The sequence below is a fragment of the Pseudomonas alvandae genome, assembly GCF_019141525.1.
GTDB classification, from domain to species: Bacteria; Pseudomonadota; Gammaproteobacteria; order Pseudomonadales; family Pseudomonadaceae; genus Aquipseudomonas; species Aquipseudomonas alvandae.
This window is the reverse complement of sequence record NZ_CP077080.1, coordinates 5,145,484-5,171,648: the sequence shown is the minus strand read 5'-3', so window position 1 is coordinate 5,171,648 and position 26,165 is coordinate 5,145,484. Positions and strand designations below refer to the sequence as shown.

Below are 26,165 nucleotides of genomic sequence, written 5' to 3'. Positions count from 1 at the left end.
CCGATGACCGCTGTACTCGATACCCTCGTCGCGGTGCGGCGAACCGCAATGGACCTGCTCGCAAGGCGCGAGCATGGCCGAGTCGAGCTGACGCGTAAGCTGCGTCAGCGCGGCGCTCCCGATGAGCTGATTGATACTGCCCTTGACCGTTTGACGGACGAAGGGCTGTTATCGGAAGCGCGATACCTCGAAAGCTTTGTCTCTTATCGTGCTCGCTCCGGCTACGGTCCGATGCGGATTCGCGAAGAACTTGGGCAACGTGGTTTGCAACGCCCGGATATTGAACTTGCCTTGCGCGAAAGCGGTATCGATTGGCAGGAACAGCTAACGGACACTTGGCGTCGCAAATTCTCTGGCCATTTGCCGATCGATGCACGGGAGCGTGCCAAGCAAGGGCGCTTCCTGGCGTATCGAGGATACTCCATGGAAATGATCAACCGCTTGTTCAGCGGTCGAGGCATGGATGATTGATAAAAAACGGCCCGCTATTTCGATAGCGGGCCGTTTTTTTTTATGGGCCTTAAGTGACCTTGATCGGTTCCCAGGTGAGCGGGTGGGCCTTGGTGGAAGGTTGAGCCCAGTTTTCCGGCAGGTTGATGTAGTCCACCAGCGCCCTTAAACGGCCGTGATCCCGGGCATTGAACGTAAATGCCAATCGCGTCAGATGGCTGAAAGGCGCTTCCTCGGGTTCTTCGCCGCTATAGGCATGCTGATGAAAGCAGTCGTTCAGGCACAGGTCGGCAAATTCGACCTGCATCTGTTGCAACGCCTGTTCATTGAGCTTGTGGTTCATGCGAATCACGAATTGATGCTTGAGCCAGCGGCTGGAATGGAAGTTGCGGTAGAACTGGTTGATTTCCTCCACCGCCTCCTCGGCGCTGTACACCAGGCGCATCAACTTCATGTCGGTTGGCAGGATGTAGCGGTTTTCCTCCAGCTGTTCGCGGATGAAATCCAGGGCGCTCTGCCAGAACTTGCCGCCGGGCGCGTCCAGCAGCACCACTGGCACTAATGGGCTCTTGCCGGTTTGTACCAGGGTCAAAACCTCTAGCGCTTCGTCCAGGGTGCCGAAGCCACCCGGGCAGAGCACCAGTGCGTCGGCTTCCTTGACGAAAAAAAGCTTGCGGGTGAAGAAGAAGTGGAAGGGCAGCAGGTTTTGCGTGCCTTCGACGGTCGGGTTGGCGTGCTGTTCGAAGGGCAGGGTGATGTTGAATCCCAGGCTGTGCTCCCGGCCCGCGCCTTCATGGGCTGCGGCCATGATGCCGCCGCCCGCGCCAGTGATCACCATCATGTCCGAGCGAGCCAGCGCCGCACCCAGTTCACGTGCCAGGCCATACAAAGGATGCTCGATGGGCGTTCGGGCCGAGCCAAAGACCGTGACCTTGCGGCGACCCTTGAATTGTTCAAGCGTGCGAAACGCGTGCTCCAGTTCCCGCAGGGCCTGAAGGGTGATCTTGGCATTCCAGCGGTTGTGATCTTCCTGGGCCATGCGCAGCACGGTCAGGATCATGTCGCGGTAGATGGGGAGGTTGGGGCTGTTGGGCGATACCAGGTTGAGTTGCTCTTCGACCTTGCGGGTGAGGTCGTGGCCATGGTTTTCAAAATGACGGCTGAGCAGATCATTCGGTTTGTACGGCATTCAGCTTCTCCTTCTGAACAGAACCCCCGGCCCTGACGAGAGATTCATCAAGGCCGCGACACCTCCTGTGCCGTTGTCAGTCCGGGCGCGTGCCCGGGCGTTAACCTGGCTCGACGCAATTTGCAGCAAGGCGGCCAAGCGATCCAATGGGTCCTGCTGTTTCCCTTGGATGAAAAAACAATCACGCGTCACGCATTGGCGAGGACAGCCTCTGTCTGCCCGATATCAGGTGATAGGTTGAATTTAGTCCGTTGCTGATCATGGCGCTCGAATATGAACGTTTGCAACTCCTCCCCAATTGTCCTGGGGGAATCGGAACTCACCTCGAATTTCGTACCGCTCGTCAGATCGCCGACTGGGTGCGTGCCGCTCTGATTTACTCAATAACAAGCGTGTCAAGCATTCGACGTCCAGGGCTGGGCGTCCGCGCGATGGAGTGAGGCATTGGATGGCAGGGAGGCGGGAGAGATGACCAGAGTGACTCTGGAACTCGACAGGCAGTTGTACCTGACGCTGTTGGAGGCGGCCCAAGCCAATCGGGTAAGCCTCGAGGAGGAGTGCTGCCGTCGATTGGAAGGCCGGGAGTGGCGCTCGCGCTATTTGCAAGCGCTGGTGGCGGAGCTGCGCGCCGACGAAGAGCAGCGGCGCGCGCGTACGGGCTGATTACTTCTTGGTCTTGGCTGCTTTCGGGCAATCCGATTCCTGGAAGCGTTCGGTGGCGACCGGGCGATTGGTCTTCACTTCAGTGAACTCGTAGCGCATGGTCGCGCCCTTGGCCATCAGCTTGCGGAAACCCGGATTGGTGCAGACCGTGGAACCCAATTGGAAGTAAACCGCCTTGGGGTCTGCGCGCATTTTCTGGGCATGGCTGCTTTGCACGCTGAGGTGGTTGATCAGCTCGGTGCCTTCAACGGTATAACCCTGGTCGAGAATGTCTTCGTTGATCGCCCGCGGCGTACCGACACTGCTTTCCTTGGCAACGTTCTGCAGCATCTTGTTCAGTTCGAGTTCTTTCAGCGACGCAGCCTGAGCGCTGATGGACGTCGCCAGCAGAACGGCAACGGTAGGGACGATAAGGCGCAGCATGAAACTCTCCTGGTTCAGTGACTGGTGGTTCGACCGGCCACGTGACTGTGCGTTCAGTGGCGGCGATTATAGGGGAGCCCAGGTGGACGGTACAGGCTTGCGCGCTCTGGTAGACTGCCGGCCTTCACTGTTCTGCCGAGTCCTGGTCGTGTCGAGTTCTCCTGTCTACGGGCATTGCCCGCGATGAATCATGCCCCTAACGCCGTAGCCCGCCTGCGCGACCAGCGTGTCGATGAAGGCATCAAGCCGCTCCAGGCCCGGGGCTGGCGCGCGCCCCGCTGTGGCGCTTGCCGGGTCATCGAGAGTCATTGCCTGTGCGCCTGGCGCCCTAGCGTCGAGACCCACTCCGGGGTCTGCCTGATCATGACCAACAAAGAAGTCTTCAAGCCGAGCAACACCGGTTGGCTGATTGCCGATGTGGTGCGTGACAACCATGCGTTCATCTGGTCGCGCACCGACGTCGATGAGCAACTGCTTGCATTGCTGAACGACCCGCAATGGCAGCCATACCTGGTTTTTCCAGGTGAGTATGTCGAACCGTCGCGGGTCACCCATACGGTCGAGGTCGGCCCGGGTAAGCGTCCATTGTTCATCCTGTTGGACGCCACCTGGACGGAGGCGCGGAAAATGTTCCGCAAGAGCCCTTATTTCGATCGATTACCGATCTTGAGCCTGCTGCCGGACAAACTGTCGCGTTATCGCCTGCGGCGCTCGACGCGCAGTGAACACCTGTGCACCGCCGAAGTGGCGGCCCTGTGCCTTGAACTGGCAGGGGACAGCGACGCCGCGTCGGCGCTGGATGCCTATTTCGATGTGTTCAGCCAACATTACCTGGGCGCCAAGCGCCAGCAGGAAGTGGACGTATCGACCCCGGCCCATGCCGAATTGCAGCCCTTTGTCCGTGCCGGCCAAGCGGTATTGGCCTAATAGTGGCCCATACTGGACACAGCGGCGGCCGTGCTGCTTGACCACCCCGGCTTCGCTGGGCATGCTTGGCGCCGACCAGGGTGCGGCCAGAGTTTGAAACGCTGTGATTGGCGTTGAACGTGCCCCTGTGGATGCCGCTGTCGGCGGCGTCTTGAGTTGTTTGGCGAGGCGCGAATGCATCGGGCCTGCCATTAAAAACAGGATCATTTGAAAAATGGCCACATACGAAATCCTGATTGCCGATGACCATCCGCTCTTTCGCAGCGCGTTGCATCAGGCAGTGACCCTGGGCCTCGGCTCGGACGTCCGGTTGACGGAGGTGGCCAGCATTGCGGAACTGGAAACCCGATTGGCCGAGAAGGCTGACTGGGACCTGGTGCTGCTGGACTTGAACATGCCCGGTGCATATGGCTTTTCCGGCCTGGTGCTGTTGCGTGGGCAGTACCCACAGATTCCCGTGGTGATGGTCTCGGCGCAGGAAGAGGCCTCGGTGATGGTGAAGGCCCGGGAGTTTGGCGCCAGTGGGTTCATCCCCAAATCCAGTTCCCTGGAAATGATCCAGCACGCGGTCAAGGCCGTCCTCGATGGCGACGTATCCTGGCCGCCGCAGGCATTCGAGGCGGTGAGTGTGTCCGAGGAAGCCAAGGCTGCCAGTGAGGGATTGGCCAGCCTGACACCGCAGCAGTTTCGGGTGTTGACCATGGTGTGCGAAGGCCTCCTCAACAAGCAGATCGCCTATGAGTTGAACGTCTCGGAGGCCACCATCAAGGCTCACGTCACGGCGATCTTTCGTAAGCTCAACGTGCGTACGCGAACTCAGGCGGCACTGCTGCTGCAACAACTTGAGTCAATTTCTCCGCAATCGTAGCCTGTGAATTCACGCTTTTTTGACCGCATTTGCATTAGCGTCCCCACTCCTTTCGACCAGTTGCCAATTCTATGTCTCCTTTTAAAGGCCAAACCGGCCTGAAACGCATCCTCAACGCTTCCGGCTATTCCCTGGACGGGCTGCGTGCAGCTTTTGTCGGTGAAGCCGCGTTCCGTCAACTGGTGCTGCTCAACGTTATCCTGATTCCGTTGTCATTCTTCCTGAATGTCAGCCGCGTCGAGCAGGCATTGCTGGTCGCGGTATGCCTGCTGGCCTTGATCGTGGAGTTGCTCAACTCGGCGGTAGAGGCGGCGATCGACCGCATTTCCCTCGAGCTGCACCCGCTGTCGAAAAACGCCAAGGACATGGGCAGCGCCGCCCAGCTTGTCGCCCTGACGATGATTGCCCTGGTCTGGGGCCTCGTGCTGCTCTGATGGCTCAGGCAATGGCCGGCAGGACGATCTCATCGCTGCGCTGCACCCCTGCGGTGAATGCCCGGCATAGATCGAGGAATTCACGCATGGCCGAAGTCTGGTATTTCTGCTTGTGCCAGATGAAATAAAATTGCCGCGCCAAGTCCATGTCCGGGGTTTCCACGGCCACGAGGCTGCCGCGGCGGAATGCGTCACGCAGTGCCAACCGTGAGATGCAGCCAATCCCCAGGCCGGACTCCACGGCACGCTTGATCGCTTCGGTGTGTTCCAGCTCCAGGCGAATGTTCAACGCGCTGCGGTGGTGACGCATGGCCTGGTCGAAGGTCAGTCGCGTACCGGAGCCCTGTTCACGCAGGATCCAGGCCTCATGGGTCAATTCCTCCATCGTCGCCTGCCCACGCTTGGCCAACGGGTGCTGGGGCGCGCAGAACACCACCAGTTCATCCTCGACCCAGCTCTGCACCTCGATGTCCGGATGACTGCAGTCGCCTTCGATTAGACCCAGATCAATTTCATAATGGGCGACCTGGTGCACGATATTGGCAGTGTTTTGCACATGCAGCTTCACCTGGCTTTCCGGATGGCGCTGCATGAAACCGCCGATCAGCAGCGTCGCCAGGTAATTGCCAATGGTCAGCGTGGCGCCGACCGCCAGCGAGCCGAAGCCGGACTTGCCGTTGAGCAGGTCTTCGATTTCCTTGGCCTGGTCGAGCAATGCCACGGCTTGGGGCAGCAACTGCTTGCCCAAGGCGTTGAGGCTCAGTCGCTTGCCGGCGCGATCGAACAATTGGCAGCTGGATTGGCGCTCCAATTCAGTGATGGAGGTACTGGCGGCCGACTGTGACAGATTGAGCAGGCCCGCGGCGCGGGACACGCTTTCCTGCTGGGCGACGGCGACGAAGACTTGAAGTTGACGTAGAGTAAATCGCATATCTATATAACCGATAACCCTTATCTTAATAATCCATTTAACAGATATTGTCGCCGCCATTAGAATGCGATGCAATTGCGCAGATTATCGGCGTAGGCATCATTTCCAGGAGTCCCCCGTACATGAGCAACATGAACCACGAGCGTGTCCTCAGTGTTCATCACTGGAACGACACTCTGTTCAGCTTCAAGTGCACCCGCGATCCGGGCCTGCGCTTCGAGAACGGTCAGTTCGTGATGATCGGCCTGCAGCAGCCCAACGGCCGCCCGCTTATGCGCGCTTACTCGATTGCCAGCCCGAACTGGGAAGAACATCTCGAATTCTTCAGCATCAAGGTGCCAGACGGTCCGCTGACTTCGCAGTTGCAGCACTTGAAGGAAGGCGACGAGATCATCATCAGCAAGAAGCCTACCGGTACGCTGGTGCTGGACGACCTCAAGCCTGGCAAGCATCTTTACCTGCTCAGCACCGGCACCGGCCTGGCGCCGTTCATGAGCGTCATCCAGGATCCGGAAACCTACGAGCGTTTCGAGAAGGTGATCCTGTGCCACGGCGTGCGTTACGTCAATGAAGTCGCCTACCGCGAGTTCATCACCGAGCACCTGCCACAGAACGAGTTCTTCGGTGAAGCGCTGCGTGACAAGCTGATCTACTACCCGACCGTGACCCGCGAGCCATTCGAGAACGAAGGCCGCCTGACCGACCTGATGCGCAGCGGCAAGCTGTTCCGCGACATCGGCCTGCCGCCGATCAATCCACAGGACGACCGCGCGATGCTGTGCGGCAGCCCAAGCATGCTCGACGAGACCAGCGAAGTGCTCAACAGCTTCGGCCTGACCGTTTCGCCGCGTATGCGCGAGCCGGGTGACTACCTGATCGAGCGGGCGTTTGTAGAGAAATAAACTTCGGCATTTGCGGTGGCTGACCGACCGCCATCGCGAGCAAGCTCGCTCCCACATGGGGCCTGTGTTCAAAAAACCTGTGGGAGCGAGCTTGCTCGCGATGGCAGCGACTCGATCCAGCAGATGCCCCAAAAAAAGCCCGCGCCGCCTGATGAAGGCCGCGCGGGCTTTTTCGTTTCCGGGTTTTATCCAACCGCAGGAATGACTTCCAACACCCGAATTACCCCCGCCTCCGGGTAATGCCAACGCACATCCAGATCCCAGAACTGAGCGCCATATTCCCGTTCCGCTGTAGGAACCTGGTACGCCGGGCGTGGGTCTTGGGCCAGGCATTGTTCAATCAGCTCCACCAAGGGCTCTTCCAGGCGCGTGGCATGCTCGCGCGCTTGAAACAGGGCAGCGTCCGCCCATTGCACCGGAATCAACCCAGGTGCTGCGCTGGCCATGCTGTTGGAGGCCGAGTCGATGATGTCCGCATAGGGCACGTAGGGCTTGATGTCGAGCACCGGAGTGCCGTCCAGCAAGTCGATGCCTGAGATCCACAGGCGTCCGGCTTCGACCCGTTCCAGCTTCACCACTGACTGGCCGATGCCGTTGGGGCGATGGGTCGCACGGGTGGCAAAAACCCCCATGGATTTGTTGCCCCCCAGGCGTGGCGGGCGGACCTTCAATCGTGGCTTGTCTTCCAAGGCCTGGTGGAACAGGAACAGCAACCAGACATGGCTGACCTGCTCCAGGCCCTGCACCGCCTCACCCTGGTCGAACGGTGCCACCAGTTCCAGCACCCCGCGCGCGGCCGGGGCCAGTTGCGGTTGGCGGGGGATGGCGAATTTCTCCTTGAAGCAGGAGCGGACGAAGCCGATGGGGGAGACGCTGTAGGTCATGGGCTGGGATCGACGCAGGATTGAATGGGCATCATAGCGCGGGAGGCAGGGCTTGCCCTTTGTGGCGCGGGCTTTTGTGGCGAGGGAGCTTGCTCCCGCTGGACGCGTAGCGTCCCCTCGCGGTGTATCAGACAAAATCAGGGGGCCGCTTCGCAGCCCAGCGGGAGCAAGCTCCCTCGCCACGAAAGCTCTGCCACCAAGCAGTGCTTCAAGAATCGACAGGCCTCGGCATTAGCCGCGAACGCGCAGCGTCAGCCCCTTGAGAAAGTTGCGCAGCAGTTGGTCGCCGCAAGGGCGATAGTTGGTGTGGCCGAATTTGCGAAACAACGCGCTCAGTTCCGGCTTGGACACAGGGAATTCGGCGGCCTTGAGGATGGCGTGCATGTCGTCCTCCTTCAGCTCGAACGCCACGCGCAGTTTTTTCAAAATGATGTTGTTGGTTACCGGCACTTCGATCGGTTGCGGCGGACGGCTTTCGTCCTTGCCACGCTTGAAAATCACCAGGCCATCGAGAAAATGCGCCATAACCAGGTCCGGGCAGAACACGAAGCCTTCTTCCTCGTCCTTCTTGAGATAGCCGGTGAGGTCCGCCAGGGACACTTCCAGCCCGCCCAACTTGATGATCTCGATGACTTTCTTGTCGCTGATGTCGAGCATGTAGCGCACGCTGCGCAGTACGTCGTTGTGAATCATGTGTGCAATCCTGATGAATCGGCAGTGGGCGCCCCGGTTCGATGCGGCGCCGGAAAATTAGAATTTCTCTTTGGCAGACAGGTAGCGCCACTGGCCCAAGGGCACCTTGCCGATGGACACGCCGCCGATGCGGATGCGGCGAATGGCGACGACCTTCAGGCCGACCGCCTGGCAAAACAGCGCGATGACACCGGGTTGCGGGTTCTTCATGGCGAAGCGCAGGCGGTTTTCGTTCTGCCAGCTGGCCTTGACCGCCGGCAACTCCTTGCCTTTGTAGGTCAGCCCGTGGTTCAAGCGATTGAGGCCGTGGGCGACCATCTCGCCTTCGACTTCCACTACATATTCCTGCTCGATCTTGGCGGCGTCGGCGGTGAGCTTGCGCAAGATCTTCCAATCCTGGGTGAACACCAGCAGCCCGCTGGCGTTGGCCTGCAGGTCGGCACTGGCGGTCAGGCGCAGGAAATGGCCCTTGAGTGGGCGCTTGCCGAAGCGATGCTCCTCGCTCAAGGTCTGTGGCCCGAGGGTTGCCATGGCGGTGTCGACATCCATGCCCGCCGGGACGTTCAGCAGCAGCGTCACGGGCTCCGGCGCGGTGGCCTTGGCCTCGGGATCGAGTGCGACCTTTTGGGTGGTCACCTTGAACTGCGGCTCGTCGATCACTTCGCCGTCGACGGTGACCCAGCCGCCCTCGATGAACAGCTCCGCTTCCCGACGGGAACAGCCGACGAGTTCGATGAGGCGTTTGGAGAGACGAATCGGGTCAGTCATGACGGGGCCGTAACAAAAAGAGGGTGGGCATTGTACCTGTGTGGCGCCGGTTAATCGCGGGTCCATTTGCCTCATGCCGTTTTTAGCCGCGTCCTGCCTTCAGGTCGGGTTGTTTGTAGCGCATGTGCAGCAGCGGGTAGGGCTGGTCCATTCCATCCCGTGCCGAACGGCCGACGACTTCGAAGCCTTGCTTGAGATAGAAACCCAGGGCCTGTGGGTTCTGTTCATTGACGTCCAACTGGTCGGCGTTCAAGTTTTCCATGGCGTAGCGCAGCAATTGTTTACCCAGGCCCTGGCCGCGATGTTCCGGGTCGATGAACAGCATTTCAATCTTGCCAGCCGCCACCCCCGCAAAACCGGTGATGCGTTGACGATTGTCGCGGGTGCAGATGAGCATCACCGCGTCCAGATAGCGGGTGAGCACGAGGTTTTTCAGCAGCTCGATGTAACTGTCTGGCAAGAAGTCATGGGTGGCCCGTACCGAGGCCTCCCAGACCCGGGTCAATTCCTGGTAGTCGCTCGGTTTCGGTGTGTGGATGACCGAATGCTGGCGCATGTCCGCCTGTTCCTTGTGATGGAGGTTTCCTGTCTGCATACGATAGCCGTAAAAAAGCCCTGCATCTTGTTACAGAGCAGGGCTTCATCAAGTTTTTTCGTGAGCCGGCGAGTGGCTTGCAAACAATCCGTGGCGAGGGAGCTTGCTCCCGCTCGATTGCGTAGCAATCGCAAAGATGGGGCTACTTCGTAGCCCAGCGGGAGCAAGCTCCCTCGCCACAAAAATCTACCCGGCTTGAGTCCAAGCCTGGATCAACCGATCTGCTCAGCCCACAAATCATACTCATCGGCGTCGGTGACCTTGCACCAGACCTTGTCGCCCGGCTTCAGGTTGCTGCCGTTGTCGATGAACACGTTGCCGTCGATTTCCGGAGCGTCGAAGAAGCAGCGGCCCACGGCGCCTTGTTCGTCGACTTCGTCCACCAGCACTTCGATTTCACGGCCGATGCGCATCTGCAGGCGTGCCGAGCTGATGGCCTGCTGGTGCGCCATGAAGCGCTCCCAACGGTCTTGCTTGACGTCGTCCGGTACCACGTCCAGGTCCAGGTCATTGGCCGGTGCGCCTTCGACGGGGGAATACTGGAAGCAGCCGACGCGGTCGAGCTGGGCTTCGGTCAGCCAGTCCAGCAGGTACTGGAAATCTTCTTCGGTTTCGCCCGGGAAGCCGACGATGAAGGTCGAGCGGATGATCAGGTCCGGGCAGATTTCGCGCCAGTTCTTGATGCGCGCCAGGGTCTTGTCTTCGAAGGCCGGACGTTTCATGGCCTTGAGCACCTTCGGGCTGGCGTGCTGGAACGGGATGTCCAGGTACGGCAGGATCTTGCCGGCGGCCATCAGCGGGATCAGCTCATCGACGTGCGGGTACGGGTAGACGTAATGCAAGCGGACCCAGACGCCAAGTGTGCTCAGTGCTTCGCACAGCTCGGTCATGCGGGTTTTCACCGGCGCGCCGTTCCAGAAGCCGGTACGGTACTTGACGTCGACGCCGTAGGCGCTGGTGTCCTGGGAAATCACCAGCAGTTCCTTGACGCCGGCCTTGACCAGGCGCTGTGCCTCGTCGAGCACATCACCCACCGGACGGCTCACCAGCTTGCCGCGCATCGACGGGATGATGCAGAAACTGCAACTGTGGTTGCAGCCTTCGGAAATCTTCAGGTAGGCGTAGTGACGCGGGGTCAGCTTGATGCCTTGCGGCGGCACCAGGTCGATCAGCGGATTGTGGTCCTGGCGCGGCGGCACCACTTCGTGCACGGCATTGACCACTTGTTCGTACTGCTGCGGCCCGGTCACCGACAACACGCTCGGGTGCACGTCGCGGATGTTGCCTTCTTCCACGCCCATGCAGCCGGTGACAATGACCTTGCCGTTTTCCTTGATGGCCTCGCCGATCACTTCAAGGGATTCGGCCTTGGCCGAGTCGATGAAGCCACAGGTGTTGACCACTACCACGTCAGCGTCCTGGTAAGTGGACACGACGTCATAACCTTCCATGCGCAGCTGGGTCAGGATGCGCTCGGAGTCGACCAGAGCCTTCGGGCAACCCAGGGATACGAAGCCAACCTTCGGGTTGGCTGGCGCGGTAGTGGTGGACATGTCTAACCTCGGTGTAAAGGGGATCGTCTCTTGCCGAGACAGGGCGCCTGACGCGCCTCTGATCAAAAAGTGCGCAATTCTATCCGTGGTCGACGCACTTGACCAGCTTTATACCGGGAAATGCGACGAGTGCTGCGCTATGCTTCGCGCCTTTGCCTTTTGGCGATTGCTACAGTCAACAAAACGTCTGTAACAAAGCGTAAAACGGTGCATGCTGCGTCAAAAAGCGTACAGCTTCTCTAATAGAAGAAAGGTCTGGAAAATCAGGAGTGTTGGATGGGTCATGCAAGTAGTCAGGCGGTGGGTGCCGAGCATTCGGCAGCGAAACCGCTGAGCATGCTGGTCGCGGCGGTCGGGGTGGTTTATGGCGACATCGGCACGAGCCCGCTGTACACCCTGAAGGAAGTTTTTTCCGGCGGTTATGGCGTACCGGTCAACCACGACGGGGTGCTGGGGATTCTCTCGCTGATTTTCTGGTCGCTGATCTGGGTCGTTTCGATCAAGTACATGATGTTTGTCCTGCGCGCCGACAACCAGGGCGAGGGCGGCATCATGGCGCTTACCGCCCTGGCGCGGCGGGCGGCAGCGGGCAGGGCGCGGTTGCGGACGTTGCTGGTGGTGTGTGGCCTGATCGGCGCGGCGCTGTTCTACGGCGACAGCATGATCACGCCGGCGATCTCGGTGCTTTCAGCGATTGAAGGGCTCGGCCTGGCATTTGATGGCATCGACCACTGGGTAGTGCCGATGTCAGTGGTGGTGCTGGTAGCCCTGTTCCTGATCCAGCGCCACGGCACCGCGCGCATCGGCATCCTGTTCGGCCCGATCATGGTGACCTGGTTCCTGGTGCTGGGCGCGCTGGGTGTGTATGGCATCAGCCAGCATCCGGAAGTGTTGCAGGCGGTCAACCCCGTGTGGGCCGTGCGGTTCTTCGTGGTGCATCCGGGCATGGGCGTGTCGATCCTCGGTGCGGTGGTGTTGGCGTTGACGGGCGCCGAAGCGCTTTATGCCGACATGGGGCACTTTGGTCGCAAGCCGATTGCCCGCGCCTGGTTCCTCCTGGTGTTGCCGGGCTTGATGCTCAACTATTTCGGCCAAGGCGCCTTGCTGCTCGGCGATCCAGAAGCGGCGCGCAACCCGTTTTACCTGCTGGCGCCGAGTTGGGCATTGCTGCCGCTGGTGGGCTTGTCGACGCTGGCCACGGTGATTGCCTCCCAGGCAGTGATCTCCGGCGCGTTCTCGCTGACACGCCAGGCGATCCAGCTCGGTTACATCCCGCGCATGTACATCCAGCACACCTCCAGCGCCGAACAGGGCCAGATCTACATCGGTGCGGTGAACTGGTCGCTGATGGTCGGCGTGGTGTTGCTGGTACTCGGCTTCGAGTCCTCCGGTGCGCTGGCTTCGGCCTATGGCGTAGCGGTGACCGGTACGATGCTGATGACCACGATTCTGGTTTCGGCCGTGATACTGCTGTTGTGGAAGTGGCCACCACTGCTGGCGGTCCCGCTTCTGGTTGGTTTCCTGCTGGTGGACGGGCTGTATTTCGCCGCCAACGTGCCGAAAATCATTCAGGGTGGCGCCTTCCCGGTCATCGCCGGGATTGCCTTGTTCGTGCTGATGACCACTTGGAAGCGTGGCAAGCAGTTGCTGGTGGACCGTCTCGACGAGGGCGCGTTGCCGTTGCCGATCTTCATCAGCAGCATCCGCGTCCAGCCCCCCCATCGGGTCAAGGGCACTGCGGTATTCCTGACCGCGCGTTCGGACGCCGTGCCTCATGCGCTGCTGCACAACCTGTTGCACAACCAGGTGCTGCATGAGCAAGTGGTGTTGCTGACGGTGGTGTACGAAGACATTCCACGCGTGCCGCCGCAGCGGCGTTTCGAGGTCGATGCCTACGGCGATGGATTCTTCCGGGTGATCCTGCACTTCGGTTTCACCGACGAACCGGACGTGCCCGAGGCGCTCAAGCTCTGCCACCTGGATGACTTGGATTTCAGTCCGATGCGCACGACATATTTCCTCAGCCGCGAGACCGTCATCGCCTCCAAGCTCGAAGGCATGGCGCGTTGGCGCGAGTCGCTGTTCGCCTTCATGCTGAAGAATGCCAACGGTAACCTGCGGTTCTTCAACCTGCCTTTGAACCGGGTGATCGAGTTGGGGACGCAGGTCGAGATGTAGCATCAGAAAAACAAAAGCCCTCGTTGCCTTGCGGCGGCGGGGGCTTTTTTGTAGGCGACACAAATGCTGATGCCAAACCAAAACCCCTGTGGGAGCGGGCTTGCTCGCGAAGGCGGCGTGCCAGTTAGCGATTATGTCGACTGACCCGCCGCCTTCGCGAGCAAGCCCGCTCCCACAGGGTGTTGTGCAGGTCGAGCTGGCACAAAAAAGCCCCGGCAACCGTAAGGCTGCCGGGGCTTTGTCTGGCTCGCACCCGCTTACTGCTCGTCAGGCTTGCTCTGCCGCTTGTTGATCTCATCGATCAACCGCTTGGCCAGGGCCGGGTAGTTTTCATCGAAGTGGTGGCCGCCCGGCAATTTGATCGCCTCACCCACGGCCGTCTTGTCGGTGCAGCCGCTTTCGTCGGCTTCTTCGCCGCCATAGATGCACACCACTTTCTCTGCGGGCAGCTTGGCCATTTCCGGGCCCGTGGCGGCTTCGGTGCCGGCGTTGCCGAGCCAGCCCTCGACCTCGATCTCGAAGCTGCCGGTACGGGCGAAGGCGAGCAGGATAATCGCATCGACCCGCTGTTGTTCCGTAGCGGGCAGGCGGTTGTAGATCGCTGGCAGCACATCGGCGCCGAACGAGTAGCCGGTCAGGATGAAGCGCTTGGTGCCCCAGATCTGCCGGTAGTGCTGCATCAGTTCGGTCAGGTCGGTCGCGCTCTGTTCCGGGCTCTTGTGCTGCCAGTAGTAGCGCAGGGTGTCGATGCCGACCACCGGGTAGCCGAGCTTGGCCATTTCGTCGGCCACGTCGCGGTCCAGGTCGCGCCAGCCACCGTCACCGGAAAGGAACAGCGTCACGGTATCCCGCGTTTGGCTGGCAGGCACTTCCACCACCGGGATGCTCAAGCCACCCTTGCCCTTTTCGGTACCGACCAGAATCTTGCGCAACTCGTTGTTCAGCACCTGCGGCAGGTTGATGTCGTAGTCGCTGATGCTGGTTTCGGCGTTGTGCTGGTCCCGCACGAAACCGGCACTGGTGTCGTCGGGGTTGTCGTTCCAGGCCACCAGCCAGCGACCGTGGGCGGCGCTTTTCGGCAGCAGGTGCGTGCAGCCGGGTTTTTCCAGGGCCAGGTCCACCGAAACGGCCTGGGCCTTGTCGTCCTTCTGTTCCGCCAACCAGCGCCAGGCCAGCACGGCGCCAGGGCCGATGCCGCTGACCAGCGTGGCCGGCCCATGAAGCTGTCTCAGGCCAGCCTGCAAGGCGCGGCCTTGCAACATGCAGTCCTTGGGCAAGATCACCTGGACGATCTCTGCCGAGCCGCTGCGGCTGAGGGTCGTCAGTTGGGTGTCGCTGAGCTTCTGGTCTTCATTGACCGCCACCAGCACATGGGCACGCGACTTGGTGCCAGGAATGACCCGGGTCATCGCCACGCCGTCGGCGGGCTCCAGTTGTTCCAGGGTCGGTTGCGGGGCGGGGCGGTTCCAGTACCAGTAGCCGCCACCAAGAATCACCGCCAGCACCAGCAGGCTGGCTACCAGGTATCGCCAAAAGCGTTGCGTCATCAGCGTTTCACCAATCCAGTCAGGCCGCCTGCAATCAGGGCGGCGGTATCGGCCAGCGCGACCAGCGGATCGAGTCCGGCGGGCACGGCCATGTAACGAGGTTCCCAGTCAGGCTGGAATTTGTCTTTGAAACGGCGCAGCCCCTGGAAATTGTAGAGCTGCTCGCCACGGCGAAACACCATCGAACCCAGGCGTTGGGTCAGCGGTGCGCCACGACGCGGTTGCAGGCCCGAGAGTGGGACCATGCCGAGGCTGAAGCGTGCGTAGTCATGGTTTTTATAATATTGGATCAGGCCGACCATCATGAACTCCATGGTCAGTTTCGGGGCGTCGGGGTGGGCGCGCATCAGGTCGAGGCTGGCCAGTTCATGGCTGTGGGTTTCCAACAGGTTGGCGAACGCCACCGGCTTGCCCTCGAAACGAATCACCGCGATGCGGAAATGCTTGAGGTAGTCGTCGCTGAAGCGGCCCAGGGAAAACCCTTTTTCCCGTACGTTCTTGCCGGTCAGCCAGGCATCGGAAATGACCTTGAGCTCATCCATCGGCGCCTGCCCCGGCTCGTGGATCTCCAGCGACAGGCCATCCCGGGTGCCGCGGTTCCAGGTGTAACGCAGGTCCTTCATCTCCTTGCCCTTGGCCTCGAGGTCGAAACGCTTGAGGTTGACCCGCGCTTCTTCGCCCAGCTTGATCGCGGTCAGGCCGATGTCCATGTAGTACGGCAGGTTTTCGGCACGTACCTGATAAAACACCGGGCGAGCATGATGAATGTCGCAAAGGTCGCGGAACTGCCAGATCATTTCCGCCCGTTGCTGGGTCGGTCCGATCGGATCATACAGTGCCACCAGGCTGCGGCCGCGACGCGCGTACATCAGGAACGCTTCGTCGTTAGGGTGAAACAGCAGCGCCTTGTCACCGGTCAGGGCCAAGCCACCGTCCGGTTGCGAGGACGCCATGAGAATGGTCTTGGCACGCTCCAGCTCTTCCGCCGTGGGCTGATGGATCACGGGACGCGCCGTGCGCAGCAGCCAGGTCAGGGAAACCACCACCAGCAGGACGGCGGCGCCCAACAACGAGCGCAGGCCTCGGGGGGCATCGGCATCCAGGGTGAACTGCCACCACAATTGGTGACTGTAGGGCACGTCCTGATAGGCAAACAGCAACAGCCAGATCGATGCGCCCAGCACGCAGAGGCTGGCGATAAGGAACAAAGGCGAGAACGGCAGTTCGGTCAGGCGACTCGGACGGTAGAAAGAGCGTCGGAACACTGCCAGCAGGGCAGCGGTCAGAGTCAGCAGCGTGGCTTCTTCCCAGTCAAAGCCCTTGAGCAGCGAGAGCAGGGCGCCCACCAGCAACAAAACGGTGGTCAGCATCCAGGCGGCAGACAGGCGCCGGCGCAGGCCTTGGGCCAGCAACAGGCAGAGCACGCCCACCAGGCTCGCGCCGAAGTGCGAGGCGTCTACCAGTCGATGGGGAATCAGGAAGCCGATGTGCTCCAGGCGTGTGTCGATCTCGGGGGTGACACCGGAAAACAGCAGCACCACGCCAGACAGGAATACCAGTACGGCCAGGATCGGCGCGGCAAAACCTGACGCCGCACGCAGGGTCTGGCGCGTCTGGAACAGCCGTTGCGCCTCGTTGATCAGCAGCAGCACGCAGGCCACCAGCATCGGCAGCAGCACGTAGATCAAGCGATACAGCAACAGGGCGGCGGCAAGCGGTGCGGCGCCCAGTTTATCGGCAAACGCGGCCAGCAGGATCGCTTCGAACACCCCGACGCCACCCGGCACATGGCTGAGCACGCCGGCGGCCAGCGCGAGCAGATACACCAGCAGGAATGGGCCGAACGGTGGCGCTTCCGGCAACAACAGATAAAGCACAGTGGCGGCCGCTGCGACATCCAGCGCCGTGATGACCAATTGCAGGAATGTCAGGCGCCGTCCCGGCAGGCGCAGCGTGCGGCGACCGGCCTTGACCAGCAGGCTGTCCCGGTAGGGTTGCTCAGGCAACCGACGACGATAGATGCCAACGGCCAGCACGCTGGTGAGCAACAGGACCGCCACGGCGATCGAACCCAGCAAGACGGCGGGAAGGTGCAAGGCGGCAGACGCGGCGGGCAGGTTGCTCAGGGTTGCCAGCGCGGCCAAGGGGGGCAGCGCGCAGCCCAGGGACAGGCTGGCGAACAAGGTCATATGGGCGACGTCGGCTGCTCCCAGGCCATGCCGCGCATACAAGCGATAACGAACCGAGCCGCCCGACAGCAATGAGAGGCCGATGGCATTGCCAATGGCAAACGCAGTGAAACCGCCGAGGACCATGGTTTGAGGCGGCAGCGTTACGCCCGCGTAGCGGGTGGCGGACCATTCATAACCCAGCAGAATCACGAAGCCGGCGACGGTGGCGACAATTGCGCCGAGCAGCGCCGGCCTCGGCACGTCGAGGATCGAGTCATGCAAGGCGTAAAGATCGAGCTCGCTCAGGAGGTGGCGACAGGCGATCAACGCGATCGCAAAAAGCAGCAGCGTGACGGCGAGACCGATAGGTTGGCGGTACTGGCTGATCCGGTCCAGCCAACGCAGTCGCTCGGCCTTGATCGGTTGTGTCGCAGTAACGGGGTCTTGCGGGTCAGACGAGTGGGCGCGCATCAATCACCTCTTGAGCTATGCGCGACAGGATGGGGGTATCCAGCCAAGTTACCAATCCCTGCGGCGGAAAATAATTACAAAATATTTGTAATGCGGCTTTTTCGACAGACACAAAAAAGGCCACTCTTTCGAGCAGCCTTTCTTGATATTTGGTTGCGGGAGCCGGATTTGAACCGACGACCTTCGGGTTATGAGCCCGACGAGCTACCAGACTGCTCCATCCCGCGTCTGTGTGGCGGCATTCTACAGGCGAACGCCAGAGTGTCAACCGTTAATAAGGCAAAGGGGCAAATTAACGGTCGTTCGCCTAAATGCTCGAAAAACAAAAGGAAATTGTCCTACAACTCAGGGCGCCTAGCGGCGACGTCTGTCGGTTGGTATAAAACTGGCGCCCACAAAAAAGGCCACTCTTTCGAGTAGCCTTTCTTGATGTTTGGTTGCGGGAGCCGGATTTGAACCGACGACCTTCGGGTTATGAGCCCGACGAGCTACCAGACTGCTCCATCCCGCGTCTGTGTGGCGGCATTCTACAGAGGATTGGCGCACTGTCAATCCCTTATCCGGAAAAACCTGTTCCGCTTCAATTGGTTAGCCTTCCGAAAGGTAATATGACAGCGCTGTGACGCACGGCTGGCAAGGGTTCGCGCTCTATTACCGGGTTCGGTGCGATTGAGGAAATAAATTTACGTAGGCTTTTTCCAGGTCTGCTGCAGGATATTTCAAACTACTGGTGCTATATACAGGTCCGAATGCGATACTGGCGCTCCGATTGGTCCCATATGCCGCTTCTTTTATGACGCAACGCAAAATCATCCACGTCGACTGCGACTGTTTCTATGCCGCTATCGAAATGCGCGATGATCCACGGCTGGCCGGCAAGCCCCTGGCAGTTGGCGGTTCGGCGGACCGGCGAGGCGTGATCGCTACTTGCAACTACGAAGCGCGGGCCTACGGCGTGCGTTCGGCCATGTCTTCCGGCCATGCCCTGAAACTCTGCCCTGACCTGACCATCGTCAAGCCGAGGATGGAGGCCTATCGGGAGGCGTCGAAGGAAATCCACACAATCTTCAGCGATTACACTGACCTGATCGAGCCGCTGTCCCTGGACGAGGCGTACCTGGACGTCTCCGCCAGCGCGCATTTTGGCGGCAGCGCCACGCGTATCGCCCAGGACATTCGTCGGCGTGTGTCCAATCAACTGCACATCACCGTCTCCGCAGGCGTCGCGCCGAACAAGTTTCTCGCCAAGATCGCCAGCGACTGGAAGAAACCCAACGGCTTGTTCGTCATAACCCCCGATCAGGTGGACGATTTCGTCTCGGCGCTACCAGTGAGCAAGCTCCACGGGGTCGGCAAGGTCACCGCCGATAAACTGAACAGGCTGGGTATCGTTGATTGCCTGCACTTGCGCCAATGGGACAAGCTCGCGCTGGTGCGCGAATTCGGCAGTTTCGGTGAGAGGCTCTGGAGTCTTGCCCGTGGGGTCGACGAGCGCCTGGTGCAGAACGACAGCCGGCGACAGTCCATCAGTGTGGAAAACACTTACGACGTCGATTTGCCCGACTTGAAAAGCTGTCTCGACAAGCTGCCGGAGCTGATGCAGACCCTCAGTGGGCGGATGGCGCGGATCGACAGCAGTTACCGGCCGGGCAAGCCGTTCGTTAAAGTGAAATTCCATGACTTTACCCAGACCACCCTGGAGCAAGCAGGAGCAGGACGGGACTTGGGCAGTTACCAGTTGCTGTTGACCCAGGCATTCAACCGGGGCGGCAAGCCGGTGAGATTATTGGGGATAGGGGTACGGTTGGAGGATTTGCGGGGCGGGTTTGAGCAGTTGGAGTTGTTCGAGCGTTGAGCGCTCGTTGTGGCGAGGGGATTTAGCGAAACGTCGCACCGCCCCGCTGGCCGCGTAGCGGCCCCTTGCGGTGTGTCAGGCAAAATCAAGGGGGGCGCTACGCGCCCCAACGGGGATAAATCCCCTCGCCACAGGGGAGTGTTCAGGAGTCAATTGGCGCCAGGATCCGCCACCAACCGCCCGCCATCCTTGGTCAAGGCTTTCATGAACTCGGTCTGCAGCTCCGGATCGTTGCGGGTCAGCTCGATCAGGCTCTGTTCCAGCTCGCTGGCTTCTTCTTCAAGCCCCAGTTCCGACAGGCGTTTGACCCGGTGGACCCACTGGCTCACTTCGTCATCTTCCAAATCGTCGTAGATCAGCCCATGGGCCTCCACCAACTTGCTGCGCAGCGTGCTGCTGATGCTCAGGGATGAATCGGTGTGCACCTCGTCCTGGGCATCGGTCACGCTGATCTGCAATTTCCCGAATTGGCTCAGGTCATGTTCGGCGAAGGGGCTTTCCAGCAAGTTCAAGCGCAACACGCCATTGCGGTCTGTGCTCATCTCGAACGTCTGGCGAGCGGCTTTCACTTCGACCGGGCGCTCGCTCCAGGGCAGGCTCGAGTGTTCCGTGCGCTTGTCACGCTGGACTTCGTCGATACCGGCAAGGTTCTGTTGCGCCCGACCGTTGGAAGGTACGTTCATGAACGGGTTCAGCCCGGCGAAACCGTAGCTGATCCAGTCGCGGGTCGCGGAGTCGGGGAGGCTGCCCAAGGCGAATACGTTGACCACGTTCGCGCCGACGCCAGCGACCACCGCTACCGCGCCCAGCGGGATCTCGTAGATCTCCCGCCAAGGCTGGTAGGGCGTGTAGCGATCGTAGTGGCGGGTGACTTCGAATTCGGTGACTTCGAAAGTCTTCTGCTCATTGATCCGTACCCGACGCTGCGGCAGATCGAGCACCTTGGGTTCGCCCACATCGATCTGCAGGCTATGGTCGAGCAGCTTTCGCTCGATCCGTTCTTCGTGCTCGTTGCGTTGCGACATCTGGTTGGCGCAGCCGCTGACCAGCAGGGCGCCGCACAGTGCGGCGCCCCCGAGGCCTAAGGTGTTTCGCTTGAACATGACGTCTCTATCTGGTCTCAGCGGCGGATACGGGCCTGGAGGAAGGACAGCACGTCGGCGACCGGCAGCGCTTGCGGCTCGGCCTCGGTACGGCTCTTGTATTCCAGGTTGCCTTCGGCCAGGCCTCGGTCGCTGACCACGATCCGGTGCGGGATGCCGATCAGCTCCATGTCGGCGAACTTGATGCCGGGGCTGGTTTTCTTGTCGCGATCGTCCAGCAGCACCTCGAAGCCGGCGGCCGTCAATTCGGCGTAGAGCTTGTCGGTGGCTTCGCGAACCTGTTCGGTTTCATAACGCAGCGGCACCAGGGCGATCTGGAACGGCGCGAGTGTGTCGCTCCAGATGATCCCGTTCTCGTCGTTGTTCTGCTCGATGGCGGCGGCCACCACGCGGGACACGCCAATGCCATAGCAACCCATCTGCAGGGTGACTGGCTTGCCGTTCTCGCCCAGCACTTCGCATTTCATCGCCTTGCTGTACTTGTCGCCCAGCTGGAAGATGTGACCGACTTCGATGCCGCGCTTGATTTCCAGGGTGCCCTTGCCGTCCGGGCTTGGATCGCCGGCCACGACGTTGCGCAGGTCCGCGACGGTTGGAACCGGCAGGTCGCGCTCCCAGTTCACGCCGAAATAATGCTTGTCATCGATGTTGGCACCGATGGCGAAGTCGCTCATCAATTCCACGGAGCGGTCGATGATGATCGGCAGCGGCAGGTTCAGCGGGCCGAGGGAGCCGGCGCCAGCGCCGATGGCGTCGCGCAGCTCGGCATCGGTGGCCATGACCAGCGGGCTGGCGACGCCAGGCTGGTTGGCGGCCTTGATTTCATTCAGCTCATGATCGCCACGGATGATCAGGGCAATCAGCTTGCCTTCTTCTTCCGCACGCACGATCAGTGTCTTGATGGTGCGCTCGATGGGCAGGTTGTAGCCTTCCACCAATTGGGCAATGGTCTTGGTGTTCGGCGTGTCCACCAGGCGCAATTCTTCGGCCGGCGCGGCGCGGGATGTTTCCCGTGGCACGGCTTCGGCTTTCTCGATGTTTGCGGCGTAATCGGAGCCGTTGCTGAAGACAATGTCGTCTTCGCCGGATTCGGCCAGGACATGGAATTCATGCGAGCCGGCACCGCCGATGGAGCCGTTGTCGGCTTCTACAGGACGGAACTTCAGGCCCAGGCGAGTGAACACGTTGCAATACGCCTGGTGCATGCGGTCGTAAGTGACCTGCAACGACGCCAGGTCGGCATGGAACGAGTAGGAGTCCTTCATGATGAACTCGCGACCGCGCATCAGGCCGAAACGCGGACGGATCTCGTCACGGAACTTGGTCTGGATCTGGTACAGGTTGATCGGCAGCTGCTTGTAGCTGCTCAACTCGTTGCGCATCAGGTCGGTGATCACTTCTTCGTGGGTCGGGCCTGCACAGAAGTCGCGACCATGACGGTCCTTGATGCGCAGCAGCTCGGGGCCGTATTCCTCCCAGCGCCCCGACTCCTGCCACAGCTCGGCCGGTTGGGTGCTCGGCATCAACACTTCCAGGGAGCCGGCGGCGTCCATCTCTTCGCGAACGATGGCTTCGACCTTGCGCATCACCCGCAGGCCCATCGGCAGCCAGGTGTACAGGCCGGAGGCGAGTTTGCGGATCATGCCGGCACGCAGCATCAGCTGATGGCTGATCACGACGGCGTCGGAAGGCGTTTCTTTCTGTGTGGCGAGCAAAAATTGACTGGTGCGCATGGTTGGCCGTTGTCGGTTGCTGATGACGAGAAGTGACGCAGCATTGTACGGGCGAGATGCCCTGGCGTACAGGCGCGTGGCCTGTTGCCGGATCCAGGCGCCGGTTTCTTCGGCGCCTGCTGAGCTTTCCTACGACTCTTGGGCGGGCCGGGTTGGCGTTGATTCCGGCTCCGACTCCGATTCTGGCGTCGGGCCTTGGCGACTATTTTCCTGGTACCAATGCAAGGCGATCAGGAGCAAGGTCGGCACGCCGAGCAGGGCGGTGATCAGGAAGAAATCGTGATAGCCGAATTTCTCCACCATCACCCCTGAGTAGCCGCCAATCAGGCGTGGCAGCAGCAGCATGATCGAGCTGAGCAGGGCATATTGGGTGGCCGAGAATTTCAGGTTGGTCAGGCTCGACAGGTAGGCGACGAATGCCGAGGTGGCCAGGCCTGAGCTGAAGTTGTCGAGGGAAATCGTGACAATCAGCATCTTCAGGTTCGGGCCCATGTCGGTGAGCATCAGGAACAGGATGTTGGTGGCGGCCGAGGAAACACCGCCGATGAACAGGATCGGCAGGATTCCGAAACGCACGATCAGCAGGCCGCCCATGCCGGCGCCGACCAGTGTCATGATCAGCCCGAAGATCTTGCTGACGCTGGCGATCTGGTCCTTGGTAAAGCCTTGGTCGATGTAGAACACATTGGCCATGACGCCCATGACCGTGTCGGACATCCGGTAGGTGGCGATCAGTCCCAGCAGCAGGAGCGCCTGCCAGCGGTAGCGCAGGATGAAGTCGTTGACGGGCGTCAGTACCGGCGCCAGGCCTCGACGCCCCATGGACGACAGGCACAGGGCGGTCAGGAGGATGTAGAGGATGGCCCGCAGGAACGCGCGATCTTCGAGCAGCAGGTCGAGCAGGCTGACGCCTTCGAACAATACGCTGGCGAAGTCAGTGTTGTAGAGCTGGGTGAACATCGCCGGAACCGAAACCAGCAGCACGATCAGCACGAAGACCGAGGCCAGTTGGTGAACGAAGGTATAGCGCCCGGCCTGTAACTGGGTGCGCAGCGGTACGGGGGGTTCGCGCATCAAGAGTGAAGTCAGCAAGGCTGGCACCATCAGCACGCCAAACAGAAGGTACGTTCCGGCCCAGGCCGAATGCTTGTAGCTGAACCCGGTGGAGCCAAACCCTTCGGCGAAGAACAGCGCGCCGGCCGTGGCGAGCAGTGCGGCGACCCGATAGCCAGACATATAGCTGGCGGCCAACGCGGCCTGGCGGGTGTCTTCGACGATTTCCAGGCGATAGGCATCGACGGCGATGTCCTGGGTGGCTGAGGCAAAGGCGACTATGACGGCAATCGCGATCAACCAGGACAGGTGCTTTTGCGGGTCGCAGAAGCTCATCCCGACCAGGCCGAGGATCACCAGGCCTTGGGAAAGCACCAACCATGAGCGCCGACGCCCCAGTTTGCCCAGCAACGGAAGGCGCCATTGGTCGAGCAACGGCGACCACACCCATTTGAAGGCATAGGCCAGGCCGATCAGGCTCGCGTAACCGATGGTCTCGCGGGCCACGCCGGCCTCGCGCAACCAGACCGAGAGTGTGGAAAACACCAGCATGTACGGCAAGCCGGCGGCGAAGCCAAGCAGCAACAGCACGAGCGTCGAAGGACTGGCATAGGCGGCGAGGGCGGCGCGCCAGGTTTTACGGGGCATGGGCTGGAGTCTGCCTCAAAAATTGCGAAAACAAAGCGCGCACTCTAACCGCTGTGCTCTACCGGGCGCCAGCCATGGCGCTGAATATCAACACGATTATTCAGGACACTGATCCCTTCCATGCGCAAGCGTGCGCGTTGTTCATCCCCCGAGGCGCTGCCCGCCGGCAGGCTGATCCGACCGCCGGCCGCCAGCACTCGATGCCAGGGCAGCTTGGTGTCGTTCGGCAATTGGCTGAGCGTGCGTCCGACCCAGCGGGCCGCGCGGCCCAGGCCGGCCATATCGGCAAGCTGACCATAAGTGACGACTTTGCCTTCCGGTACCTGCGCCAGGGTCAGGTAGAGCGTGGTTCGTCGGACTTGGGCTGGATTTTCGGGAGGCGCTGGGGTGTCAGTCACGGGGGTTGTTCCTGGAAATAGGTCCGTCTGTAGATTAATTCCTACGGATCGTGTTGATAAGTGAACTCATCACCCGTACGCGGGTCAGTCGTTGCTGAGGTGTCATCCTGGGGGATAATGCCGCCTTTTCACCGAAAACTTGAGCCCATTATCGCTTATGTTGTCCAGAACCCTGCTGTGCCTAGCTGTTACGAGCGCCTCCATGCCATTGCTTGCCGATACCGTCTGGTTGAAGAACGGCGACAAGCTCAGCGGCAAGATTACCGTTTTCGATGGCGGCAAACTGTTGATCCAGACCGATTACGCCGGCGCGGTCCCTATTGACTGGAAGCAGGTCAAGACACTTGAAAGCGACCAGCAATTGTTGGTCAAGCAGGACGCTTATTCTGGCGAAAAGGCCAAGGCCCTGCAGCCTGCGGAAGAGGGCAAGGTGACTTTGGCCAATGGTGATGCGCCCAAGACCGTTGAGCTGGCGAGTATCCAGCAGATCCTCAAGCCCAAGCCGGTGGTCGAGGACTTGGTCTGGAAAGGCAATATCGACGCCGCGCTGGATTACCAGCGCGCAGAAGCTGATACCGACGATTACGACATCGATTTCAAGACCTCTGCGCGCCACGGCAGGTGGCGGCACACTGCTGAAGGCGAGTACAACCGTGAATTCCAGGATGACGTGGTGTCGGCGGACAACTGGCGGCTGGAATATTCCCTCGACCGGTTCATCACTGACAAATGGTTCTGGCAAGGTCGCCTCAATTACAAGCGCGACAAAGTCGAAGACCTGGCCCGCCAGCGTGTCGTGGGCACCGGTCCCGGCTACCAGTTCTGGGACGACGAGCTGGGCGCGTTCTCGCTGGGTTCGCTGCTCAACCGTACGGATTATGAATATCGCGATGGGGGCAAGGACAACTTCTATTCCGTCGCCATGAAGTGGGATTACAACCGCTACCTGATTGGCAAGCGCGTGGAGTTCTTCACCAACGGCGAAGTCGGCAAGCCGCTATCCGATGTCGCCGACTACGCCTATGACGCGGAAGTCGGGTTGCGCTACAAGGTGACCGACTGGGCGTCGCTCAACCTCAAGGCCGAGAAGGACGTGATCGAAGGGACTGAAGACAGCGACCTGAGCAAGACGCGCTACACGGCTGGGTTTGGCGTGACCTGGTAATCCCAGGCTAACCAACAAACCAATGTGGGAGCGAGCTCGCTCGCGATAGCGGTGGATCAGCAACATCTACGTTGACTGACAGATCGCTATCGCGAGCAAGCTCGCTCCCACAGTTTTTTTGTGCCTGAAAAATCGACAGGCACAAAAAAGCCCCGCTTTTAAGGGCGGGGCTTCTTACTAAAGCAAGGACAAGTTAGATAACTTGAACTTCTTCAGCTTGCATGCCTTTCTGACCGCGGGTAGCGATGAAAGAAACCTGTTGGCCTTCTTTCAGGCTTTTGAAGCCGTCGGATTGGATAGCTTTGAAGTGAACGAACAGGTCGTCACCGGATTGTGGAGTGATGAAGCCGAAGCCTTTTTCATCGTTGAACCACTTAACGGTACCGGTTTGGCGATTAGACATGGTGTAACTCCTTGAACAAAGATAACTGCGACTCAGGAAGAACCCTGGCCGAGACTGAGTGCAAAGAGCAGGAAAAATTCTTGTAGATGGTTGGATCGAAATTCAACATATCGTGTAGAGATTCTCAGTGACACAAGCAGCACAGTGACGCCACCTTAAC

General features: G+C 60.4%; 24 protein-coding genes and 2 tRNA genes. 9 read left to right on the top strand and 17 right to left on the bottom strand.

Features of this window, described 5'->3' with window-relative positions; genetic code table 11:
• Window positions 1–3: 3 nt before the first annotated feature.
• Window positions 4–471 (top strand): recombination regulator RecX, encoded by a 468-nt coding sequence (gene recX / locus KSS97_RS22915; protein ID WP_030139440.1) that lies wholly within the window; start codon window positions 4–6, stop codon window positions 469–471.
• Window positions 472–520: 49 nt separating this feature from the next.
• Here the strand turns inward: recX and KSS97_RS22910 are convergent, their stop codons facing one another.
• Window positions 521–1,639 (bottom strand): LOG family protein, encoded by a 1,119-nt coding sequence (locus KSS97_RS22910; RefSeq protein WP_030139439.1) that lies wholly within the window; start codon window positions 1,637–1,639, stop codon window positions 521–523.
• Window positions 1,640–2,107: 468 nt separating this feature from the next.
• Here KSS97_RS22910 and KSS97_RS22905 point away from each other — a divergent pair, with 468 nt between their 5' ends.
• The gene (locus tag KSS97_RS22905) at window positions 2,108–2,302 is read left to right on the top strand and encodes a hypothetical protein (RefSeq protein WP_030139438.1); all 195 of its coding nucleotides are present in this window, start codon (window positions 2,108–2,110) and stop codon (window positions 2,300–2,302) included.
• On the opposite strand, the gene KSS97_RS22900 is transcribed toward KSS97_RS22905, so the two are convergent.
• Window positions 2,303–2,725: a quorum-sensing-regulated virulence factor family protein gene (locus tag KSS97_RS22900; RefSeq protein ID WP_030139437.1), complete on the bottom strand. Its 423-nt coding sequence runs from the start codon at window positions 2,723–2,725 to the stop codon at window positions 2,303–2,305.
• 183 nt (window positions 2,726–2,908) lie between these two features.
• Between KSS97_RS22900 and KSS97_RS22895 the strand changes: the two genes are divergently transcribed.
• The 3 genes from KSS97_RS22895 to KSS97_RS22885 all read left to right on the top strand — a co-directional run bounded on the left by KSS97_RS22895 (window position 2,909) and on the right by KSS97_RS22885 (window position 4,954).
• Window positions 2,909–3,652, top strand: a complete 744-nt coding sequence (locus tag KSS97_RS22895) for a tRNA-uridine aminocarboxypropyltransferase (RefSeq protein ID WP_030139436.1) — start codon at window positions 2,909–2,911, stop codon at window positions 3,650–3,652.
• Window positions 3,653–3,866: 214 nt separating this feature from the next.
• Window positions 3,867–4,520, top strand: coding sequence for a response regulator transcription factor ErdR (erdR, locus tag KSS97_RS22890; RefSeq protein ID WP_030139435.1), 654 nt, complete (start codon window positions 3,867–3,869; stop codon window positions 4,518–4,520).
• A gap of 71 nt (window positions 4,521–4,591) precedes the next feature.
• Window positions 4,592–4,954, top strand: coding sequence for a diacylglycerol kinase (locus tag KSS97_RS22885; RefSeq protein WP_030139434.1), 363 nt, complete (start codon window positions 4,592–4,594; stop codon window positions 4,952–4,954).
• Between the two features lie 4 nt (window positions 4,955–4,958).
• On the opposite strand, the gene KSS97_RS22880 is transcribed toward KSS97_RS22885, so the two are convergent.
• On the bottom strand, window positions 4,959–5,885 hold the full coding sequence (locus KSS97_RS22880) for a LysR family transcriptional regulator (protein ID WP_039594356.1): 927 nt from the start codon (window positions 5,883–5,885) through the stop codon (window positions 4,959–4,961).
• Window positions 5,886–6,007: 122 nt separating this feature from the next.
• Here KSS97_RS22880 and fpr point away from each other — a divergent pair, with 122 nt between their 5' ends.
• A complete protein-coding gene (fpr, locus tag KSS97_RS22875) occupies window positions 6,008–6,787 on the top strand; it encodes a ferredoxin-NADP reductase (RefSeq protein ID WP_003184787.1) in 780 nt (259 codons plus the stop codon).
• Between the two features lie 185 nt (window positions 6,788–6,972).
• Here the strand turns inward: fpr and tsaA are convergent, their stop codons facing one another.
• From tsaA to rimO, 5 genes are all read right to left on the bottom strand, one after another.
• Window positions 6,973–7,671 carry a tRNA (N6-threonylcarbamoyladenosine(37)-N6)-methyltransferase TrmO gene (tsaA, locus tag KSS97_RS22870; RefSeq protein WP_217860214.1) on the bottom strand — a complete coding sequence of 233 codons (699 nt, stop codon included), beginning with the start codon at window positions 7,669–7,671 and terminating at the stop codon, window positions 6,973–6,975.
• Between the two features lie 231 nt (window positions 7,672–7,902).
• Window positions 7,903–8,364, bottom strand: a complete 462-nt coding sequence (locus KSS97_RS22865; RefSeq protein WP_030139431.1) for a YehS family protein — start codon at window positions 8,362–8,364, stop codon at window positions 7,903–7,905.
• A 57-nt stretch (window positions 8,365–8,421) separates the two neighbouring features.
• Window positions 8,422–9,132, bottom strand: a complete 711-nt coding sequence (locus KSS97_RS22860; protein ID WP_030139430.1) for an rRNA pseudouridine synthase — start codon at window positions 9,130–9,132, stop codon at window positions 8,422–8,424.
• 82 nt (window positions 9,133–9,214) lie between these two features.
• Window positions 9,215–9,688, bottom strand: a complete 474-nt coding sequence (locus tag KSS97_RS22855) for a GNAT family N-acetyltransferase (RefSeq protein ID WP_030139429.1) — start codon at window positions 9,686–9,688, stop codon at window positions 9,215–9,217.
• A 251-nt stretch (window positions 9,689–9,939) separates the two neighbouring features.
• On the bottom strand, window positions 9,940–11,280 hold the full coding sequence (gene rimO / locus KSS97_RS22850) for a 30S ribosomal protein S12 methylthiotransferase RimO (RefSeq protein WP_217860213.1): 1,341 nt from the start codon (window positions 11,278–11,280) through the stop codon (window positions 9,940–9,942).
• A gap of 336 nt (window positions 11,281–11,616) precedes the next feature.
• Between rimO and KSS97_RS22845 the strand changes: the two genes are divergently transcribed.
• Window positions 11,617–13,458: a potassium transporter Kup gene (locus KSS97_RS22845; protein ID WP_438269642.1), complete on the top strand. Its 1,842-nt coding sequence runs from the start codon at window positions 11,617–11,619 to the stop codon at window positions 13,456–13,458.
• Window positions 13,459–13,715: 257 nt separating this feature from the next.
• Here KSS97_RS22845 and KSS97_RS22840 read toward each other — a convergent pair whose 3' ends face one another.
• The 4 genes from KSS97_RS22840 to KSS97_RS22825 form a co-directional block, all read right to left on the bottom strand.
• Window positions 13,716–15,005 carry a virulence factor family protein gene (locus tag KSS97_RS22840; protein ID WP_217860211.1) on the bottom strand — a complete coding sequence of 430 codons (1,290 nt, stop codon included), beginning with the start codon at window positions 15,003–15,005 and terminating at the stop codon, window positions 13,716–13,718.
• The gene (gene mprF / locus KSS97_RS22835) at window positions 15,005–17,647 is read right to left on the bottom strand and encodes a bifunctional lysylphosphatidylglycerol flippase/synthetase MprF (RefSeq protein ID WP_217860210.1); all 2,643 of its coding nucleotides are present in this window, start codon (window positions 17,645–17,647) and stop codon (window positions 15,005–15,007) included. The genes KSS97_RS22840 and mprF overlap by 1 nt, the downstream gene beginning before the upstream one ends.
• Before the next feature lie 150 nt (window positions 17,648–17,797).
• Window positions 17,798–17,874 (bottom strand) — tRNA-Met (locus tag KSS97_RS22830).
• A gap of 207 nt (window positions 17,875–18,081) precedes the next feature.
• Window positions 18,082–18,158, bottom strand: a tRNA-Met gene (locus KSS97_RS22825).
• A gap of 282 nt (window positions 18,159–18,440) precedes the next feature.
• Between KSS97_RS22825 and dinB the strand changes: the two genes are divergently transcribed.
• Window positions 18,441–19,502, top strand: coding sequence for a DNA polymerase IV (dinB, locus tag KSS97_RS22820; RefSeq protein WP_030139424.1), 1,062 nt, complete (start codon window positions 18,441–18,443; stop codon window positions 19,500–19,502).
• Window positions 19,503–19,651: 149 nt separating this feature from the next.
• Here the strand turns inward: dinB and KSS97_RS22815 are convergent, their stop codons facing one another.
• The 4 genes from KSS97_RS22815 to KSS97_RS22800 form a co-directional block, all read right to left on the bottom strand.
• Window positions 19,652–20,605, bottom strand: coding sequence for a YceB family lipoprotein (locus KSS97_RS22815; RefSeq protein ID WP_030139423.1), 954 nt, complete (start codon window positions 20,603–20,605; stop codon window positions 19,652–19,654).
• A 17-nt stretch (window positions 20,606–20,622) separates the two neighbouring features.
• The gene (locus KSS97_RS22810) at window positions 20,623–22,338 is read right to left on the bottom strand and encodes a proline--tRNA ligase (RefSeq protein WP_030139422.1); all 1,716 of its coding nucleotides are present in this window, start codon (window positions 22,336–22,338) and stop codon (window positions 20,623–20,625) included.
• A gap of 129 nt (window positions 22,339–22,467) precedes the next feature.
• The gene (locus KSS97_RS22805; protein ID WP_030139421.1) at window positions 22,468–24,039 is read right to left on the bottom strand and encodes an AmpG family muropeptide MFS transporter; all 1,572 of its coding nucleotides are present in this window, start codon (window positions 24,037–24,039) and stop codon (window positions 22,468–22,470) included.
• Between the two features lie 44 nt (window positions 24,040–24,083).
• Entirely contained in the window at window positions 24,084–24,437 is a 354-nt protein-coding gene (locus KSS97_RS22800) for an MGMT family protein (protein ID WP_198797658.1), read from the bottom strand.
• A gap of 157 nt (window positions 24,438–24,594) precedes the next feature.
• Here KSS97_RS22800 and KSS97_RS22795 point away from each other — a divergent pair, with 157 nt between their 5' ends.
• A complete protein-coding gene (locus tag KSS97_RS22795; protein WP_198797659.1) occupies window positions 24,595–25,602 on the top strand; it encodes a DUF481 domain-containing protein in 1,008 nt (335 codons plus the stop codon).
• Window positions 25,603–25,795: 193 nt separating this feature from the next.
• Here the strand turns inward: KSS97_RS22795 and KSS97_RS22790 are convergent, their stop codons facing one another.
• Window positions 25,796–26,005 (bottom strand): cold-shock protein, encoded by a 210-nt coding sequence (locus tag KSS97_RS22790; RefSeq protein ID WP_002554837.1) that lies wholly within the window; start codon window positions 26,003–26,005, stop codon window positions 25,796–25,798.
• Window positions 26,006–26,165: the final 160 nt, after the last annotated feature.

Coding starts and splice junctions, on each gene's coding strand:
- recX (WP_030139440.1), top strand. CDS start 4: ATGACCGCTGTACTCGATACCCTCGTCGCGGTGCGGCGAACCGCAATG.
- KSS97_RS22910 (WP_030139439.1), bottom strand. CDS start 1,639: ATGCCGTACAAACCGAATGATCTGCTCAGCCGTCATTTTGAAAACCAT.
- KSS97_RS22905 (WP_030139438.1), top strand. CDS start 2,108: ATGACCAGAGTGACTCTGGAACTCGACAGGCAGTTGTACCTGACGCTG.
- KSS97_RS22900 (WP_030139437.1), bottom strand. CDS start 2,725: ATGCTGCGCCTTATCGTCCCTACCGTTGCCGTTCTGCTGGCGACGTCC.
- KSS97_RS22895 (WP_030139436.1), top strand. CDS start 2,909: ATGAATCATGCCCCTAACGCCGTAGCCCGCCTGCGCGACCAGCGTGTC.
- erdR (WP_030139435.1), top strand. CDS start 3,867: ATGGCCACATACGAAATCCTGATTGCCGATGACCATCCGCTCTTTCGC.
- KSS97_RS22885 (WP_030139434.1), top strand. CDS start 4,592: ATGTCTCCTTTTAAAGGCCAAACCGGCCTGAAACGCATCCTCAACGCT.
- KSS97_RS22880 (WP_039594356.1), bottom strand. CDS start 5,885: ATGCGATTTACTCTACGTCAACTTCAAGTCTTCGTCGCCGTCGCCCAG.
- fpr (WP_003184787.1), top strand. CDS start 6,008: ATGAGCAACATGAACCACGAGCGTGTCCTCAGTGTTCATCACTGGAAC.
- tsaA (WP_217860214.1), bottom strand. CDS start 7,671: ATGACCTACAGCGTCTCCCCCATCGGCTTCGTCCGCTCCTGCTTCAAG.
- KSS97_RS22865 (WP_030139431.1), bottom strand. CDS start 8,364: ATGATTCACAACGACGTACTGCGCAGCGTGCGCTACATGCTCGACATC.
- KSS97_RS22860 (WP_030139430.1), bottom strand. CDS start 9,132: ATGACTGACCCGATTCGTCTCTCCAAACGCCTCATCGAACTCGTCGGC.
- KSS97_RS22855 (WP_030139429.1), bottom strand. CDS start 9,688: ATGCGCCAGCATTCGGTCATCCACACACCGAAACCGAGCGACTACCAG.
- rimO (WP_217860213.1), bottom strand. CDS start 11,280: ATGTCCACCACTACCGCGCCAGCCAACCCGAAGGTTGGCTTCGTATCC.
- KSS97_RS22845 (WP_438269642.1), top strand. CDS start 11,617: ATGCTGGTCGCGGCGGTCGGGGTGGTTTATGGCGACATCGGCACGAGC.
- KSS97_RS22840 (WP_217860211.1), bottom strand. CDS start 15,005: ATGACGCAACGCTTTTGGCGATACCTGGTAGCCAGCCTGCTGGTGCTG.
- mprF (WP_217860210.1), bottom strand. CDS start 17,647: ATGCGCGCCCACTCGTCTGACCCGCAAGACCCCGTTACTGCGACACAA.
- dinB (WP_030139424.1), top strand. CDS start 18,441: ATGACGCAACGCAAAATCATCCACGTCGACTGCGACTGTTTCTATGCC.
- KSS97_RS22815 (WP_030139423.1), bottom strand. CDS start 20,605: ATGTTCAAGCGAAACACCTTAGGCCTCGGGGGCGCCGCACTGTGCGGC.
- KSS97_RS22810 (WP_030139422.1), bottom strand. CDS start 22,338: ATGCGCACCAGTCAATTTTTGCTCGCCACACAGAAAGAAACGCCTTCC.
- KSS97_RS22805 (WP_030139421.1), bottom strand. CDS start 24,039: ATGCCCCGTAAAACCTGGCGCGCCGCCCTCGCCGCCTATGCCAGTCCT.
- KSS97_RS22795 (WP_198797659.1), top strand. CDS start 24,595: ATGTTGTCCAGAACCCTGCTGTGCCTAGCTGTTACGAGCGCCTCCATG.
- KSS97_RS22790 (WP_002554837.1), bottom strand. CDS start 26,005: ATGTCTAATCGCCAAACCGGTACCGTTAAGTGGTTCAACGATGAAAAA.